15 protein-coding genes and 1 tRNA gene are annotated in these 16547 nt (G+C 67.0%); 7 read left to right on the forward strand and 9 right to left on the reverse strand.

What is annotated here, in order from left to right; all coding sequences use genetic code 11:
* The first annotated feature begins 60 nt into the window (after positions 1–60).
* On the forward strand, positions 61–1617 hold the full coding sequence (locus tag ACQI5H_RS04920; protein ID WP_427078267.1) for a succinic semialdehyde dehydrogenase: 1557 nt from the start codon (positions 61–63) through the stop codon (positions 1615–1617).
* Here ACQI5H_RS04920 and ACQI5H_RS04925 read toward each other — a convergent pair.
* On the reverse strand, positions 1570–2517 hold the full coding sequence (locus ACQI5H_RS04925; RefSeq protein ID WP_427078268.1) for a TIGR03619 family F420-dependent LLM class oxidoreductase: 948 nt from the start codon (positions 2515–2517) through the stop codon (positions 1570–1572). The two genes, ACQI5H_RS04920 and ACQI5H_RS04925, sit on opposite strands and share 48 nt — an antisense overlap.
* 70 nt (positions 2518–2587) lie before the next feature.
* On the reverse strand, positions 2588–3211 hold the full coding sequence (locus tag ACQI5H_RS04930; RefSeq protein ID WP_427078269.1) for an NADPH-dependent F420 reductase: 624 nt from the start codon (positions 3209–3211) through the stop codon (positions 2588–2590).
* Positions 3212–3311: 100 nt separating this feature from the next.
* Between ACQI5H_RS04930 and ACQI5H_RS04935 the strand changes: the two genes are divergently transcribed.
* Positions 3312–3794: a MarR family winged helix-turn-helix transcriptional regulator gene (locus tag ACQI5H_RS04935; protein ID WP_427078270.1), complete on the forward strand. Its 483-nt coding sequence runs from the start codon at positions 3312–3314 to the stop codon at positions 3792–3794.
* Between the two features lie 92 nt (positions 3795–3886).
* On the opposite strand, the gene ACQI5H_RS04940 is transcribed toward ACQI5H_RS04935, so the two are convergent.
* From ACQI5H_RS04940 to ACQI5H_RS04955, 4 genes are all read right to left on the reverse strand, one after another.
* Positions 3887–3960, reverse strand: a tRNA-Met gene (locus ACQI5H_RS04940).
* Positions 3961–4010: 50 nt separating this feature from the next.
* Positions 4011–4547 (reverse strand): cupin domain-containing protein, encoded by a 537-nt coding sequence (locus tag ACQI5H_RS04945; protein WP_427078271.1) that lies wholly within the window; start codon positions 4545–4547, stop codon positions 4011–4013.
* Between the two features lie 47 nt (positions 4548–4594).
* Positions 4595–5290, reverse strand: a complete 696-nt coding sequence (locus tag ACQI5H_RS04950) for a nitroreductase family protein (protein WP_427078272.1) — start codon at positions 5288–5290, stop codon at positions 4595–4597.
* Between the two features lie 17 nt (positions 5291–5307).
* Entirely contained in the window at positions 5308–5955 is a 648-nt protein-coding gene (locus ACQI5H_RS04955; RefSeq protein WP_427078273.1) for an HD domain-containing protein, read from the reverse strand.
* A gap of 129 nt (positions 5956–6084) precedes the next feature.
* Here ACQI5H_RS04955 and ACQI5H_RS04960 point away from each other — a divergent pair, with 129 nt between their 5' ends.
* Positions 6085–7029: a GlxA family transcriptional regulator gene (locus tag ACQI5H_RS04960; RefSeq protein ID WP_427078334.1), complete on the forward strand. Its 945-nt coding sequence runs from the start codon at positions 6085–6087 to the stop codon at positions 7027–7029.
* A 3-nt stretch (positions 7030–7032) separates the two neighbouring features.
* On the opposite strand, the gene ACQI5H_RS04965 is transcribed toward ACQI5H_RS04960, so the two are convergent.
* Both ACQI5H_RS04965 and ACQI5H_RS04970 read right to left on the reverse strand, forming a co-directional pair.
* Positions 7033–10023, reverse strand: coding sequence for a UPF0182 family protein (locus ACQI5H_RS04965; RefSeq protein ID WP_427078274.1), 2991 nt, complete (start codon positions 10021–10023; stop codon positions 7033–7035).
* An 84-nt stretch (positions 10024–10107) separates the two neighbouring features.
* The gene (locus tag ACQI5H_RS04970; RefSeq protein ID WP_427078275.1) at positions 10108–11130 is read right to left on the reverse strand and encodes a YlbL family protein; all 1023 of its coding nucleotides are present in this window, start codon (positions 11128–11130) and stop codon (positions 10108–10110) included.
* 77 nt (positions 11131–11207) lie between these two features.
* Here ACQI5H_RS04970 and ACQI5H_RS04975 point away from each other — a divergent pair, with 77 nt between their 5' ends.
* Positions 11208–12587: a zinc-dependent metalloprotease gene (locus ACQI5H_RS04975; protein WP_427078276.1), complete on the forward strand. Its 1380-nt coding sequence runs from the start codon at positions 11208–11210 to the stop codon at positions 12585–12587.
* A gap of 2 nt (positions 12588–12589) precedes the next feature.
* On the opposite strand, the gene ACQI5H_RS04980 is transcribed toward ACQI5H_RS04975, so the two are convergent.
* Positions 12590–12892 carry a hypothetical protein gene (locus ACQI5H_RS04980; RefSeq protein ID WP_427078277.1) on the reverse strand — a complete coding sequence of 101 codons (303 nt, stop codon included), beginning with the start codon at positions 12890–12892 and terminating at the stop codon, positions 12590–12592.
* Between the two features lie 281 nt (positions 12893–13173).
* Between ACQI5H_RS04980 and ACQI5H_RS04985 the strand changes: the two genes are divergently transcribed.
* From ACQI5H_RS04985 to ACQI5H_RS04995, 3 genes are all read left to right on the forward strand, one after another.
* Positions 13174–14205, forward strand: coding sequence for a hypothetical protein (locus ACQI5H_RS04985; RefSeq protein WP_427078278.1), 1032 nt, complete (start codon positions 13174–13176; stop codon positions 14203–14205).
* Positions 14206–14281: 76 nt separating this feature from the next.
* Positions 14282–15139, forward strand: coding sequence for a cyclodehydratase (locus ACQI5H_RS04990; protein WP_427078279.1), 858 nt, complete (start codon positions 14282–14284; stop codon positions 15137–15139).
* Between the two features lie 60 nt (positions 15140–15199).
* On the forward strand, positions 15200–16543 hold the full coding sequence (locus tag ACQI5H_RS04995) for a macrolide-binding ATPase MABP-1 (RefSeq protein WP_427078280.1): 1344 nt from the start codon (positions 15200–15202) through the stop codon (positions 16541–16543).
* Positions 16544–16547: the final 4 nt, after the last annotated feature.

Consider the following 16547-nt stretch of genomic DNA (forward strand, 5'->3'; position numbering starts at 1 on the left):
GGCGACCTGGCGTTGCGGGCGGAATAGTCTGGTGAGGTCTTGCTTTGGGAGGAGAACGTTATGCCCGCACCGTCCGCCGAGGCCTTCGATCGCTTGCGTCAGCTGGCGGCGATCAAAGACATCACCGCACGCGAGACCAAAACCATCGAAGAGGTGTTCACCGGCAAACCGCTGACCACAATCCCGGTCGGCACGGCCGAAGACGTCGAAGCGGCATTCGCCGAAGCTCGCGCCGCGCAGGTCGACTGGGCGAAACGCCCCGTCACCGAGCGCGTTGAGGTAATCCGCCGCTATCGCGACCTGGTCATCGAGAACCGCGCGTTCTTGATGGACTTGCTGCAAGCCGAGGCGGGCAAGGCCCGATGGGCGGCGCAGGAGGAGATCGTCGACCTGATGGCGAACGCGAACTACTACGTCCGCGTCGCCGCGGACCTGCTCAAGCCGCGCAAGGTGCAGGCGCTGCTCCCGGGGATCGGTAAGACCACGGTCGGCTATCAGCCCAAGGGCGTCGTCGGCGTGATCTCGCCGTGGAACTACCCCATGACGCTCACGGCCTCGGACTCGGTTCCCGCGCTCATCGCCGGCAACGCGGTGGTTCTCAAGCCGGACAGCCAAACACCGTATTGCGCACTCGCGTGTGCCGAGCTGTTGTACAAGGCCGGCCTGCCGCGCGCCCTATACGCTGTCGTGCCTGGCCCCGGCTCGGTTGTCGGCACCGCAATCACCGACAACTGCGACTACCTGATGTTCACGGGCTCGTCGGCAACCGGCAGCCGGCTCGCCGAGCACGCGGGCCGTCGGCTCATCGGTTTCTCGGCCGAACTCGGGGGCAAGAACGCGATGATCGTCGCGCGGGGAGCCAACCTCGACAAGGCCGCCAAAGCCGCCACCCGCGCATGCTTTTCGAACGCGGGCCAGCTCTGCATCTCCATTGAGCGGATCTACGTCGAGAAGGACATCGCCGACGAGTTCATCGGCAAGTTCGGTGCCGCGGTGCGCAATATGAAGCTGGGCACCGCATACGACTTCTCGGTCGACATGGGCAGTTTGATCTCCGCGGGTCAGCTGGAAACGGTCACCGACCACGTCAACGACGCAACAGCCAAGGGCGCCAAGGTGATTGCGGGCGCCAAAGCCCGACCCGACGTCGGGCCGCTGTTCTACGAGCCCACGGTCCTGACCGACGTCACGCCCGAGATGGAGTGCGCGGCCAACGAGACGTTCGGGCCGGTTGTTTCCATCTACCCCGTCGCCGACGTGGACGAAGCGGTCGAGAAAGCCAACGACACCGAGTACGGACTCAACGCCAGCGTGTGGGCCGGCTCCCCCGCGGAGGGTCAGAAGATCGCGGCCCGGCTGCGGTCGGGCACGGTGAACGTCGACGAGGGCTACGCGTTCGCGTGGGGCAGCCTCAGCGCCCCGATGGGCGGCATGGGAATCTCCGGCGTTGGCCGCCGGCACGGGCCCGAAGGCCTGCTGAAGTACACCGAGTCGCAGACGATCGCGACCGCCCGCGTGTTCAATCTCGATCCGCCCCTTGGCATTCCGTCGACGCTGTGGCAGAAGTCGCTATTGCCGATCGTGCGGACGGTGATGAGACTTCCCGGCCGGAAGTGACGTAGACCGGCCTGCCGCACTCCATCGATCGATCACCTGGCCGGCGAAGTCAAGCATCTCGTCAAGGGTGGGGAACACTGCGAAGGCGTCCACGATCGCCTCATCAGCACCGGACCCCGCGAGGCGGTCCAGCCTGTCGGCAACCGAGTCAATGGACGTGCCCGGTTCGAGGTTGATCCGCATGGCCGTCTTCAGCGCGTCAGGATCGCGGCCGGCGTCCTGCGCCGCACGGCGCGCAATCGACCACAAGTGGTCGGTGACCTCGCCCTGCAGCCCTTCGACCCCGAGCCAGCCGGCGCCGCTGCGGCCGACCCGGCGCATTGCGGCCTCGCTGGCGCCGCCGATCCAGATGGGCGGGCCGCCGGCCTGGACCGGGCGCAGGTCGGCATGGACCGGCGGCAGCGAGAAGAACTCGCTCTCCCAGGACACCGGGGTGGTCGTCCACCACTCGTGCAGGAACGCCAGCAGGTCATCGAGCATCTTCCCGCGTCGGTGCCAGTCCGCGCCGCGGGCGATGTCGTGTTCGTCCTTCATCCATCCGATTCCCACGCCTACGTCAAGGCGTCCCTCGCTGAGCACGTCGAGCGTGGTGAGCAGCCGGGCCAGGTGCGGCGGCTCGTAGTAGAACGTGCTGAGCGTGCTGGCGTTCAGCCGCACCCGGCTGGTTGCCGTCGCGGCGACCGTCCACAGCAGCACGGGGTCGAGGTAACGGGTCATCTGCGGCGGGTACGGCTGCTCTTTGCCCGGATAGGTGCTATGCATCTCGACCGGCGTGACCAGGCGATCGCCGACCCACAGCGTGTCGTAGCCAAGGTCCTCGAGTCCGCGGCAGAACGCGCTCAGACCGGCGGCGCTGCTGATAGCGGGCCCGACGATGGGCAGTGCGAAGCCAAGCTTCATCGCAAATCCTTTCGGTGATCCATCAACCATTGTTTGGGCACAGGTCGCCCCTATTCGACGGCAGCGCCGGTCAGGCGGCTGGGCTCACGCCCAGGGCGAAGTCGAAGTTGCCCACCCCGTGCCGGGCGAGACCCATCACGACCAGGCCCGTTGCTTCCAGCCAGTGCGCCATGTTCAGGCCACCGACGTCCAGCGGACGCAGCTTGATGCTCGCGATGAACTCCGCCAGGCGCGCCTTGGCGCGCGCGTCGTCGCCAGCGATGAAGACGTCAAGCGGCCGGCCCTGAGCCAGGACAACACCGAAGATGGTGTTGAACGCCTTCACCACGCTGGCGCTGGCCGGGGCCACCTTGGCAACCTCCTGTGCGACCGAGGTCTCCTCGGGGATGGCCAGCCCGTCGGCCGCGGAATTGAAGGGATTGCTGATGTCGACGATGATCTTGCCCGCCAAGGCGTCTCCGTACTGAGCCACGACTGGAACGACGTTGGCGTACAACACGGAAACGATGACGATGTCACCGGCCGGTGCGGCGCCGAACTCTCCCGTCGTGGCGCCGCCGCCTAGATCCTTGGCCAGGCCAGCGGCCTTGGCCTGATCGCGGCCGATGACCTCGACGGTGTTGCCGCCGGCTACCGCCAGCGTGCCGATCGCGCGAGCCATGTTCCCGGTGCCGATGATGCTGATGTTACTCATGAGGTATCCCGTCTTCGGATTAACGCTCGAAAAGGTTGACTCGTCCACCTTACGGGGATTTTGATGACGCGTCAACCAAACGGCGGTAGTATCAACTGCGATGGAACCGAACTGGCTGAACCCTGCTGAAGACCGCGCCTGGCGGGCCTTCCAGCACGCGAATCATCAACTCAGCGTGCACCTGAACCGCGGCCTGCAGGAATCGGGCCTGTCCGGCGCCGACTACCAGATCCTGGCGGTGCTCTCCGAACACGACGGGGACCGCCTACCCGCTCACGAGCTGTGCAACGCGCTGGGCTGGGAGAAGAGCCGTGTCTCCCACCAGGTGCGACGCATGCAGCAGGACGGGCTGATCAGCCGCGAGCCCAACCCCGACGACGCTCGCAGCACCATGGTCTGCCTGCTACCGGCGGGCCGCGCGGCGATCGAGAAAGCGGCGCCCAAGCACGTCGCGGACGTCCGCCGGAACTTCGTCGACCTGCTCACCCCGGCCGAGCTCGACATGCTCGCCGCCCTCAACGAACGAGTCCTTCGCCACCTGGCCAAAGACGACGACTCCCCTGCGGAAGACGAGCCCTCATAGCTCTCGTCAGGCCGTGAGGTCTTGATGGCGGTAACGAAAGTCCTGACCATGAAAACGGCCCCCGGAGGAGAGTCCGGGGGCCATTTCGTTAGTAGCGGGGACAGGATTCGAACCTGCGACCTCTGGGTTATGAGCCCAGCGAGCTACCGAGCTGCTCCACCCCGCGTCGGTAAATGCCAGGTTACCGAACGCCCGGCGAGGCCTCCAAATCGCGGGTCAGTGCGACGGCGGGTTGAGCCCGTAGCGGCGGGCGATGTCGTCCATCCATTCCGGGTCGCCGTAGGTCAGCCCGTACTTCTCAGCCAGTTCCGCGAACTCAGGCAGCTCGTGAAGCGACGTGCCGCCCGAGCCGTTCGCGTGGTCGACAAGCAACTCACCGAGCTCGCGAAAGTAGTTCTCGAATCCGCCGGGCGTGATGATCTCGACGATGCGCCCCGGCTCGCTGCCCGCGTTCCACATGGCATGCATCTGCCCCCGCGGCTTGGTGATGTAGCCACCCGGGCCCAGGACCACTTCGCTGTCGTCCGAACGGAAGCCGATCTCGCCCGCCAGCACGATCGAATGCTCATCCTCGCGTGTGTGGCGATGGGCCGCGGTGAGCAAGCCGACCTCGAACGGATGCTCGACGATGGACACCTCGCCCCCATTGGTCTTGCCCGACAACTTGAACACCGCGCCGAACCCCGGAAGGGTGACGTGCTCGCCCTCCCCCGGCCGCACCACGGTGACCCCGATTTCGTTCGGCTCGCTCATCTGATCCACCCTCCTCCGAATACCGTTGCGCCGCAAGGCTTAGGCCGCTATTCGGCCCGCGTACTCATCTCGCTTCGAGGCGGCCACAGAGGCTGCGGCACTTCGATACCGAACGGCTTGCCCCAGCTGTTTCGGGATGAAACCTCGTGCACGGGACGCCGATTGGCCGCCACACCCCATTTGCCCCGCGGGTAGCCGAGTGTCAGCATGGCCGACATCTTCCAGCCTTCCTCGACGGGCACGCCCAGCAACTCATTCACCCGGTCCTCGAAATTGTGGAGCACCATCGTCATGACGCCGCCGACGCCCTCGGCACGGGCGGCAAGCAAGATGCTCCAGATCGCCGGGTAGATGTTGGCGCCGCCGAGGTCGTCGATCGCGAAGACGAAGAGCAGCAAGGGAACTTCTTCGAAATGGTCGGCCAGGTAATCGCCCGAGCCTTTGATGCGGCGCATTGTCTCGGCGTGAGCGTCCGGGTCGGCGCCGGGCCCCGGCGCCACCATCGGTCCCGTTCCCGTCACGAACTTCTCGTACTCGAGTTCGCGAGCCTCGCGGAACAGCTGGGCGAACTCGCGCTTGAGTTCCGGATCGTCGACAGCCAGGAAGTGCCAGCGCTGGGTGTTGCCCCCGTTGGGGGCGCGCACGGCCGCATCGAGGATGCGGGCCTGCACGTCCAGCGGTATCGGGTCCGGCCGCAACCGCCGCATCATCCGGGTGGTGTACAGCGCTTCATGAATATCCATTTGTCCGCTCCCTTCCGCTATTCGGGCCAGCTGTTGTTGAGGATGTTGTCGACGAAGTCGACGCGCCTGAAGGCGGGATCGAAGTGCGCCAGCACGTCGTCGTTCATCGTTCCGAAGGTGCTTTCCGGTCGATGCTTCATGCCGTCGTTGAACGCCGCCAGGATGCGCTGTTTGAACCGTGGGCGCGGGTGAGCGGCCGTCACCGCGGCCAGCGCGTCGGGCGACAACTGCTCGCGCCCGACGCCGACCACGTCGACTTCCACGCCGGCCTGCAGCAGGGCGACTTCGGGAGCCAGAAACTCGGGCACGCCGGGCGTGGTGTGCAGGGCGATGCCGAGCCACACCTTGCCGATGTCGGCTTTGTCGACGCCATGGGCAACCAGGAAGTCCCGCGCAGCGTTGGCGCCGTCGACCTCGAAGCGAACGGTGGAGCTGCGGTAGCGCTCGGTGAGGCCGAGGTCGTGAAACATCGCTGCGACGTAGAGCAGCTCCAGGTCCGGTTGCAGTCCGCGGCGCAGGCCCTGCAGTGCGCCGAAGAGGAATACCCGCCGCGAATGGTTGAACAGCAGGTCATCCTCAGCGTGGCGAATGAAGTCGGTGGCCTCGCGCACCAGCGGCGAATCCGGGATTTGGATGCCGGCAATGCTGTCGATCAACCTGGTCATGATCTCCTCTCCTTCGGGTGCGCGTGATAGTTAGTCTGCGGCGGCACGGTCTTCCCGACCGTGGGCGTTTGGGCCGTCCTCTCCACAGAAAGCGACACAATGGCTTGCGTGACTGCAGCGGGTTCGCGGGTGGTGGTGATCGTCGTCTTCGACGACGTGACGATGTTGGACGTCGCCGGCGCGGGTGAGGTCTTCGCCGAGGCCAACCGGTTCGGCGCCGACTATCGGCTCAAGATCGCGTCGGTGGATGGGCGCGACGTCACGACCTCGATAGGCACGCGGTTGGGCGTCACGGACGCCCTTTCGTCGATCGAGTCGGCCGACACCGTCCTGGTCGCCGGCAGCGACAACCTGCCCCGGCGGGCGATCGACCCCGAGCTCATCGAGGCGATCAGATCTTTATCGGCCCGGACCCGGCGGATGGCGTCCATTTGCACGGGGTCGTTCATCCTCGCGCAGGCGGGCCTGCTCAACGGGCGTCGCGCCACCACGCACTGGCACGATGCCCGGTTGTTGGCCCGGGCCTTTCGGGACGTCACCGTCGAGCCGGACGCGATCTTCGTGCGCGACGGCGATGTGTTCACCTCGGCCGGGATTTCGTCGGGCATCGATCTGGCGCTGGCGTTGGTCGAAATGGATCACGGGACCGAGCTGGTCCGCGACGTGGCCCGGTGGCTGGTCGTCTACCTCAAACGCGCCGGTGGCCAATCACAATTCTCGGTGCTGGTGGAGGCCGATCCGCCGCCGCAGTCGCCGCTGCGCGCGGTGATCGATGCCGTCGCGGCCGATCCGGCCGCGAACCACAGCGTGAAATCCCTTGCCGCCCTTGCATCCCTGAGCACCCGCCAGCTGACCCGCCTGTTTCAATCCGAGCTCGGGATGAGTCCGGCACGCTACGTCGAATTGGTTCGAATCGACTTCGCCCGCAACGCACTAGAATCCGGCCGGTCCGTCACCGAGACCGCGGGCATGGCGGGCTTCGGCAGCATCGAAACGCTGCGACGGGTCTTCGTGAGCCACCTGGGCATCAGCCCGAAAGCCTATCGGGACAGGTTCCGGACGGCCTACGCCTGAACGCTACTTGGTGGCGTTGTACTTGTTGATGGCGTCGTCGAGCCGCTGCAGCGCTGCGCCGTAGGCGGCGAAATCGCCCTTCTTTTGCGCGTCGCGCGCGGCGCCGATCGCCGCCTGGATGTCCTGTAGCGCGGCGGCCTTGGCCGGCGACAACGTCACCGACCCGTCGGGAGAGGGCGGCACCACTGCCGCCGCCGGCGGCGGCGCCGGTGTCGTCGGAGCGCCGGCCGGCGGCGGCGGGCTCGCGGGCGGGGCCTGGGGCACACCGCCCTCGGTGGGTTGGATCCCCGTCGCCGCCGCACCCGCACCGGGCCCGAACAGGCCGGTGAGCGCGTCGCCCACCGTCGGGCCGTAGCCGATCTTGTCGTTGTACATCATCGCCACCCGGATCAGGCGCGGGTACGACGACGCGGCGTCACTGGCACCCGGGGAGGCATACACGGGTTCGACGTAGAGCAGCCCGCCCTGCCCGACCGGAAGGGTGAGCAGATTGCCCCAGCGGATCCGGTTTTGGTTGTCGCGCCCGATCACGCCCAGGTCCTGGGACACCGCGGGGTCGGTGGTGATCGCGTTGTTGGCCAGCTTGGGACCGTTGACCTGCCCCGGGATGGTCAGCACGGTGATCTTGCCGTACGTCGCGGGATCGGAGCTGGCACTGATGTAGGCCGCCAGGTAGTCGCGCTTGAACCGGTTCATCGCGCTGATCAACTGATACGAGGACGAATTGTCGTTCTTGCCAATGTTTTTCGCGACGATGTAATACGGCGGCTGATAGCTGCTGGCGGTCGGGTTGGGGTCCAGCGGCACGTCCCAGAAGTCCGACGTGGAGAAAAACGTCACCGGGTCGTTCACGTGATATTTGGCCAGCAGCATCCGCTGCACCTTGAACAGGTCTTCGGGATAGCGCAGGTGCTCGGCGAGCTCGGGCGTGATGTCGCTCTTGGGTTTGACCGTGCCCGGGAACACCCGCATCCAGGCCTTGAGCACCGGGTCCTGCTCGTCTTGCTGATACAGCGTCACGGTGCCGTCGTAGGCGTCGACCGTGGCCTTCACCGAATTTCGGATGTAGGAGACCTGCTTGTCGGGCGCCAGCCGGTTGAACGCCACCTCGGTGGAGTCGGCCGTCGCCGACGACAGCGAGGTGAGTTCGGAGTACGGGTAGTTGTCCAATGTGGTGTAGCCGTCGATGATCCACACCAGTCGCTTGTTGACGATCGCGGGGTAAACGGAGCTGTCGGTCGTCAGCCACGGCGCCACCGCCTCGACGCGCTGCGCCGGGTCGCGGTTGAACAGGATCTTGCTGTTGGAGCCAATCACGTTGGAGAACAAGAAGTTTCGCTCGGCGAACTTGGCGGCGAACACGCTGCGGGAGATCCAGCTGCCGATGGGAACTCCGCCCAGGCCGGTGTAGGTGTAGTTCTTGGTCTCGGTGCTGGTCTCGTAGTCGTATTCGCGGTCGTTGCCGTTGCGCCCGACGATCGCGTAGTCGGCGGACGTGTTGGAGATGACGGGACCGTAGTAGATGCGGGGCTGGTCCAGGGGCGCCGGACCGTCGGAGACGATGCTGCCGTTGGCGCCGACGACGTTGACCAGAAATTCCGGATAGCCACCATTTTGGTTGGGGTCGTTGGCGATCCCGCGCACGGTATTGGCCGGCGACGCGATGAATCCGTTGCCGTGCGTGTAGACGGTGTGGCGGTTGATCCAGTCCCGTTGGTTGTCGATCAGCCGGTCCGGGTTGAGTTCCCGGGCCGCGACGACAAAGTCGCGCAGGGCGCCGTTGCGGTCGAGGTAGCGGTCGATGGACAGCTGGTCCGGGAAGTGGAAGAAGTTCTTACCCTGCTGGAACTGGGTGAATGCCGGGCTGACGATGGTGGGGTCGAGGAGCCGGATGTTCGAGGTGGTCGCGCGGTCGGATGCGACCTGCTGGGCGGTGGCCTGGGCGTCACCGGTGTAGTTGCGGTAACTCACCACGTCGGACGTCAGCCCGTAGGCTTGCCGCGTCGCGGCGATGCTCCGGCTGATGTATTCGCTTTCCTTTTGCGCGGCATTGGGTCGCACGCTTATCTGCTCGACGATCAACGGCCAGCCCGCGCCCACGATCAACGACGACAGCAGCAGCAACACCAGCCCGATCGCCGGAATCCGCAAGTCCCGCAAGGTAATCGCCGAGAACACCGCGGCGGCGCAAATGAGCGCGATCGCCAGCAGGATCAGTTTGGCCGGCAGTACAGCATTGATATCGGTGTACCCGGCCCCGGTGAACGGCTTGCCGCCACGCGTGTGCGACAGCAGCTCGTAGCGATCCAGCCAGTAGGCGACGGCTTTGAGCAGCACCAGCATCCCAACCAGGCTGACCAGCTGGATGCGCGCCGAGCGGCTCAGGGCGCCGGTACGACCTGACAGTCGGATGCCGCCGAAGATGTAGTGCGCCAACAGGTTCGCTACAAACGCCAGGAACACGGCCACGAACATGTAGCTGAGCAGGAGCCGGTAGAACGGCAGGTCGAACGCATAGAAGCCGAGGTCCTTGCCGAACTGCGGATCCCTGACGCCGAAGTTGCCGCCGTGCAGGAAAAGCTGGATTCGCACCCAGTAGCTCTGCGCGATGATGCCGGCCAACAGGCCGATCGCGGCCGGAATTCCGATGCCCACCAGCCGCAGGCGCGACATGACGACCGTGCGGTACCGCGCCACCGGATCGTTGTCGTTGCTCGGGACGAATACCGGGCGGGTCCGGTAGGCGATCGCCAGCCCGGCGAACACGATGCCGCCGACCAGCAGACCGGCGACCAGGAACACCACGATGCGGGTCACCAGCACGGTGGTGAAGACCGAGCGGTAGCCCAGCTCGCCGAACCACAGCCAGTCGACGTAGGCGTCGATCATTCGGGGACCCGCGAGCAGCAAAACGATCACACCCAGTGCGATCAAGATCAGAATCCGGCTACGCCGAGTCAGCTTCGGCATTCTCGCGGTGGGCCGCATCCCCACTGGCTACGCTCCCTGATCGATGTGGCGACTCGATGTGGCGACAACAACTCTACGCATTTGCGCGACGTGCGATCCCGGGCTCGCCTAGCAGGTCGGCGGCTGACCCCCGGTCTGGATCGCGTGCAACGCGTCCACCGCTTGGTTGAGGGTCTCGACCTTGATCAGGCGCAGGCCGGACGGATTGTCCGAGTTCGCCTCGTAGCAGTTCTTCGCGGGCACCAGGAAGACCGTGGCGCCGGCCGCGTGGGCGGCAACCATCTTGTGGGTGATGCCACCGATCTGGCCGACCTTGCCGTCGGCGGAGATGGTGCCGGTGCCGGCGACGAACGTCGACCCGGCCAAGTCACCGGTGGTGAGCTTGTCGACGACAGCCAGGCTGAACATCAGTCCCGCGGAGGGCCCGCCCACATTGGCGAGGTTGAAATCCACCACAAACGGCGCCCACGGCGCGTCGAGCACCGCGACACCCAGGAAGCCGTAGTCACGATCTTTGTTTGTGCCCAGCGTGATCTGAGCTACGCCGGCGGGCTCGTTCTTGCGGCGGAAGTCGATCGTCACCGTCTGGCCGGGCTTGGTGTTCTTCATCAATCCCGTGAATTGCTCGACGTTGGCGACTGGGGTGTTGTTGACCGCGTCGATGGCGTCACCGGCCTTCAGCTTGCCCGCCGACGGACCGGGATCGTTGACCGTCGCGACGGTCACCGCGGGCGCGTACTTGAGGTATCCCAGGGCGGCGTAGGCGGCGCTGTCCTCGGACTGTTTGAAGTCGGCGTTGTTGGCCTTGTCCACGTCTTCCCGGGACTTTCCAGGCGGATAGATGAGATCGCGCGGGATCAGTTGTTCCTGACCCGACAGCCACAGGGTCAGCGCTTCACCCAGGGTCAGGTCGTCACGCTGGGACACCGTCGTCATGTTGAGATGACCGGTCGTCGGGTGCGTTTGCGTGCCCTCGATCGCGACCACCTGCTTGCCGTCGACCTCACCAAGCGTGTCGAAGGTGGGGCCGGGACCCAGCGACACGAACGGCACCGTCACCACCGCGAGCAACACACCGAAGACCACGATCGGCACCAGCGCGACCATCAAGGTCAGAATCCGCCTGTTCACGCCGCTACACTATCGGGGCCCTGCCGCGGCGGGTTCAGCTGTAAGCATGACCGCAGACCGCGCTTTCCCTACGACCGGTGAGTACCGTTGAGGTTATGGCTGACCTGCCTTTCGGCTTCTCCTCTGGAGATGACCCAGACCCCGAGAAGCGCGGGAAGAACGATCCCGAGCCCGGTGCGTCCAATCCGCTGGGTGCCTTCGGCATGAGCGGCGATTTCAACGTGGGTGACCTGGGTCAGATCTTCACGCAGCTGGGTCAGATGTTCTCCAGCGCCGGCACCATGACGCAGGGCGGCGAAGCGGCGGGTCCGGTCAACTACGAGCTGGCCCGGCGCGTGGCGACAAGCTCGATCGGGTTTGTCGCGCCCATCCCGGCGACGACGAGCTCGGCGATCGCCGACGCGGTGCACCTCGCCGACACCTGGTTGGACGGGGTCACCGCGCTGCCCGCGGGCACCACCAAGGCGGTGGGCTGGACGCCCAGCGACTGGGTGGACAACACGCTCGACATCTGGAAACAGCTATGCGATCCGATGGCTCAGCAGATCTCGACGGTGTGGGCGTCCGCGCTGCCCGAGGAGGCCAAGAGCATGGCCGGCCCACTGCTGGCGATGATGTCGCAGATGGGCGGCATGGCGTTCGGTTCGCAGCTGGGGCAGGCGTTGGGCCGATTGTCCCGCGAGGTGCTGACGTCGACCGATATCGGTCTGCCGCTGGGACCCAAGGGGGTCGCCGCGATCCTGCCCGATGCCGTCGAATCGTTCGCCGCGGGGCTGGAGCAACCGCGCAGCGAGATTCTGACCTACCTGGCCGCACGGGAGGCCGCACACCATCGGCTGTTCAGCCACGTGCCGTGGCTGTCCAGCCAGTTGCTGGGCGCCGTGGAGGCCTATGCCATGGGCATGAAGATCGACATGACCGGGATCGAGGAGCTGGCGCGCGATTTCAATCCGGCGACGTTGTCCGACCCGGCGGCCATCGAAAACCTGCTCGGCCAAGGCGTATTCGAGCCCAAGGCGACGCCGGCGCAGACCCAGGCGTTGGAACGGCTCGAGACGCTGCTCGCACTGATCGAGGGCTGGGTGCACGTCGTGGTGACCGCCGCGCTGGGCGACCGGATTCCGGGCGCGGCCGCACTGGCCGAGACGCTGCGCCGGCGCCGGGCCAGCGGCGGGCCGGCCGAGCAGACGTTCGCGACGCTGGTGGGCCTCGAGTTGCGGCCCCGCAAGCTGCGCGAAGCCGCCGCGCTGTGGGAGCGGCTGACGCAGGCGGCCGGCGTGGACGGCCGCGACGCCGTCTGGCAGCACCCGGACCTGCTGCCCAGTGGCGAGGATCTCGACGAGCCGGCCGGCTTCATCGACCGCGTCATCGGCGGGGACACGAGTGGCATCGACGAGGCGATCGCCAAGCTCGAGGACCCCGACGCTGACGACCCGCGCGGCGGTTCTGGCCGCTAGGGTCAGGAACCGGCCTCTCCGAGCAGGCGTAGTCGGGCCGCCGCTATTACGGCCTCAGCTTCAACAATGACTGCTTCTGCGACTGCATCGGCCGCCGATGCCTCGGCTTCGGCTGCCTGAGCTTCTGCTGTCTCGGCTTCTGATACCTCGGCACGGTGCGCGGCGTCTCCGCGTGCCACCGCCAGCACGTAAACCAACACGGCGGTGCACACCACGACGGACACCACTGGCCCCGCTGCGGCGGTCATGATGAACGCAAAGGAGAAGCCCGTAACAAGGAGCCAAATAAGCCTTCTCAGCATCATGGACGTTAAGTCGGCTGGTACCGCATTGGCGTTACCTAGGACGTCCCTGCCGACGTCCCTGCCGACATGTGAAGTGCTACCGCCGGGCGCACGGACCGACGCGCGAGCGGGGCGGGACCATGCTCTCCCTGGGACACGGAATGTGGTGCTGGACGAGCGCCGCCAGCTAGTGGGAAGCTCTGAAGGTGGTCAAGCACGCGGACCCATACGCTGCCATCGAGCCGGGCGACGCTGTGCCAGTACCTCCGCGAAGGAGAGGGATCACGCGGTCTCCGAGCGCGGTGATTAGATGGCTGGACCGCGATCCGTGGGTCGCCGTGGCGCTCGTGGTGCCGATGGCGATTTTCCTCGTAGGCGCATTGATCGGGCATCCATTTCTGTTCGTGTTCGTGCTGCCACTGGCGCTGACCGTGCTGGCCGGCATGGCTTTCGTCGTGATGGATTTGTACAAAGGGGCCCAGCGAAAGCTGGCGCGAGCGGAGTTGGAAGCCGAGGCGCGGACGCAGGCCCAAGCCGCCGAAGCCAAAACTCTGGCCAAGGAAGCCAAAACTCTGGCCGCCGAAGCACGGGCACGAGCCCAAGCCGCCGAAGCCAAAGCTGTCACCGCCGGAGCCAAAGCCGTGTCCGCCGAAGCCGAAGCTATAGCCGCCGAAGCCAAGGCTGTGACCGCCGAAGCCGAAGCTCTGACCGCCGAAGCTCTGACCGCCGAAGCGCGGGCACGAGCAGAAGCCGCCGAAGCCGAGGCCCTGAACGCTGAGGCTCTGAAGGCCGAAGCGCGGGCACGAGCAGAAGCCGCCGAAGCCGAAGCCCTGACGGCTGAAACGCGGGCGCGAGCACTAGCCGCCGAGGCCGAAGCCCTGACCGCCGAAGCGCGAGCGCGGGCGCGGGGGCGAGCAGAGGCCGCCGAAGCCGCCGCTGTGGCCGCCGAAGCCCGGGCCCGAGCGGAAGCCGCCGAAGCCGCCGCCCTGGCCGCCGAAGCCCGGGCCCGAGCAGAAGCCGCCGAAGCCGAAGCTCTGGCCGCCGAAGCCCGCGCCCGAGCGCAAGCCGCCGAAGCCGCCGCGCTGAACGCGGAAGCCCGGGCCCGAGCGCAAGCCGCCGAAGCCGCGGCTCTGACCGCCGAAGCGCGGACGCGGGCGCGGGCGCGAGCAGAAGCCGCCGAAGCCGCCGCCGTGGCCGCCGAAGCGCGGGCGCGAGCAGAAGCCGCCGAAGCCGCCGCGCTGAACGCCGAGGCGCGGGCGCGAGCAGAAGCCGCCGAAGCCGCCGCCGTGGCCGTCGAAGCGCGGACGCGAGCGATCCGGCTGCGAGCTGCTTGAGGCGGAAGCCAGGGCCCGGCGGTTCTGTGGATAACTGAGCGGGGCGTTCGCCCCCGGCGTGGCACAGTCTGAACTCATGCCGCGGGCCGCGCCTCCCCTGTACGCGTTGGACCCGGCGATGCCGGTGCTGCTGCGACCCGATGGGTCAGTTCAGGTCGGCTGGGACCCGCGCCGGGCCGTACTGGTCCGTCCGCCGAGCGGCCTGGCCGCGGCGGAATTGGCCGCCCTCCTGCGGTCCATGCGATCGCCGATACCGATCACCGAGCTGCAGCGTCAGGCCGCCGGCCGCGGGCTCAAGGACGCCGATGGGTTGACCAACCTCGTCGCGCAGTTGGTCGGGGCTGGGGTCGCGACCCGCGGCCGCCGGCAGTCCGGCGGCCGTGCCGCGTCGATCCGGGTGCACGGTCGCGGCCCGCTGTCGGACCTGCTCGTGGAGGCGCTGCGTTGCTCGGGCGCCCGCATTGCGCACAGCAGCCAGCCGCACGCGACCGTGTCGCCCGACGCCGTCGACCTGGTGGTGTTGTCCGACTACCTGGTCGCCGATCCACGGATGCTGCGCGACCTGCACTTCCAGGGCGTGCCGCACCTCGCGGTTCGGGTGCGCGACGGCACCGGCCTGGTCGGGCCACTGGTCATCCCCGGCGTGACCAGCTGCCTCGGCTGCGCCGATCTGCATCGCAGCGACCGCGACGCCGCATGGCCGGTGATCGCGGCTCAGCTACGGGAGACCGTTGGCGTGGCGGACCGGGCCACGCTGCTGGCGACCGCGGCACTGGCGCTGAGCCAGGTGAACCGGGTGATCGCGGCCGTGCGCGGGCAGGCGGCGCTGGACCTTGAGCCGCCCCAGGCGCTCAACGCCACGCTCGAGTTCGATATGCATGCCGGCGCGATCGTCGCGCGCCAGTGGACCCGGCATCCGTTGTGCTCGTGCTGACCGCTCCCCGAACCGCTGCGCCGGTGTTACCCAGATCAACACCGCGGGGCCCGAATCGTCATGGATGATGGGTGTGTGTCAGACATCAAACGCGGCCGCGCTGCGCGCAACGCAAAGCTGGCCACCATCCCGGTCGGCTTCGCCGGCCGGGCGGCGCTCGGGTTCGGTAAACGCCTGACCGGCAAGTCGAAGGACGAGGTCCAGGCCGAGCTGCTGGAGAAGGCCGCCCACCAATTGTTCACCGTCCTCGGCGAGCTCAAGGGCGGGGCGATGAAGGTGGGCCAGGCGCTCTCGGTGCTGGAAGCTGCGATTCCGGAGGAGTACGGCGAGCCGTACCGAGAGGCCTTGACGAAGCTGCAGAAGGACGCCCCGCCGCTGCCCGCCGCCAAGGTGCACCGGGTGCTCGACGCGCAGCTCGGCACCAAGTGGCGCGACCGGTTCAGTTCGTTCGACGACACGCCGGTGGCCTCGGCCAGCATTGGCCAGGTGCACAAGGCGGTGTGGTCCGACGGCCGCGACGTGGCCGTCAAGATCCAGTACCCGGGCGCCGACGAGGCGCTGCGCGCCGACCTCAAGACGATGCAGCGGATGGTCGGGGTGGTCAAGCAGCTCGCGCCGGGAGCCGACGTTCAGGGCGTGGTCGACGAGCTGATCGAGCGCACCGAGATGGAACTCGACTATCGGCTGGAAGCCGACAACCAACGCGCGTTCGCCAAGGCCTACGAGAACCACCCGCACTTCGCGATCCCCCATGTCGTGGCCAGCGCCCCCAAGGTGGTGGTCCAGGAGTGGATGCAGGGCGTGCCGATGGCCGAGATCATCCGCCACGGCACCCCCGAGCAGCGCGACCTGATCGGCACCCGGCTGCTCGAGCTCACCTTCGACGCCCCGCGCCGGCTGCAGATGCTGCACGGCGACGCGCACCCCGGCAACTTCATGCTGTTGCCCGACGATCGGATGGGCGTGATCGACTTCGGCGCCGTCGCGCCGCTGCCGGGCGGGTTGCCGATCGAGCTTGGGATGTCCATCCGGTTGGCCCGTGACAAGAACTACGACTTGCTGTTGCCGACGATGGAGAAGGCCGGGTTCATCCAGAAGGGCCAGCAGGTGTCGGTTCGCGACATCGACGAGATGCTGCGGCAATACGTCGAGCCCATCGAGGTCGAGGTGTTCCACTACACCCGAAAGTGGTTGCAGCGCATGACCGCCATCGAGATGGACAAGTCGGTGTCGCAGATCAGGACGGCCCGGCAGATGGACCTACCGCCCAAGCTCGTGATTCCGATGCGGGTGATCATGTCGGTGGCCGCGATCCTCTGCCAACTGGATGCACATGTGCCGATCAAGGCGCTCTCGGAGGAACTGGTCCCGGGTTTCGCCGAGCCCGACGCGGCCGTCGTCTAACTCC

The organism is Mycobacterium heidelbergense, from assembly GCF_050205645.1.
In the GTDB taxonomy this organism is placed as follows: Bacteria; Actinomycetota; Actinomycetes; order Mycobacteriales; family Mycobacteriaceae; genus Mycobacterium; species Mycobacterium heidelbergense_A.

Bases quoted from the DNA above. Each gene is read 5' to 3' on its own strand.
- ACQI5H_RS04920 (WP_427078267.1), top strand. From the start codon at position 61: ATGCCCGCACCGTCCGCCGAGGCCTTCGATCGCTTGCGTCAGCTGGCG.
- ACQI5H_RS04925 (WP_427078268.1), bottom strand. From the start codon at position 2,517: ATGAAGCTTGGCTTCGCACTGCCCATCGTCGGGCCCGCTATCAGCAGC.
- ACQI5H_RS04930 (WP_427078269.1), bottom strand. From the start codon at position 3,211: ATGAGTAACATCAGCATCATCGGCACCGGGAACATGGCTCGCGCGATC.
- ACQI5H_RS04935 (WP_427078270.1), top strand. From the start codon at position 3,312: ATGGAACCGAACTGGCTGAACCCTGCTGAAGACCGCGCCTGGCGGGCC.
- ACQI5H_RS04945 (WP_427078271.1), bottom strand. From the start codon at position 4,547: ATGAGCGAGCCGAACGAAATCGGGGTCACCGTGGTGCGGCCGGGGGAG.
- ACQI5H_RS04950 (WP_427078272.1), bottom strand. From the start codon at position 5,290: ATGGATATTCATGAAGCGCTGTACACCACCCGGATGATGCGGCGGTTG.
- ACQI5H_RS04955 (WP_427078273.1), bottom strand. From the start codon at position 5,955: ATGACCAGGTTGATCGACAGCATTGCCGGCATCCAAATCCCGGATTCG.
- ACQI5H_RS04980 (WP_427078277.1), bottom strand. From the start codon at position 12,892: ATGATGCTGAGAAGGCTTATTTGGCTCCTTGTTACGGGCTTCTCCTTT.
- ACQI5H_RS04990 (WP_427078279.1), top strand. From the start codon at position 14,282: ATGCCGCGGGCCGCGCCTCCCCTGTACGCGTTGGACCCGGCGATGCCG.
- ACQI5H_RS04995 (WP_427078280.1), top strand. From the start codon at position 15,200: ATGGATGATGGGTGTGTGTCAGACATCAAACGCGGCCGCGCTGCGCGC.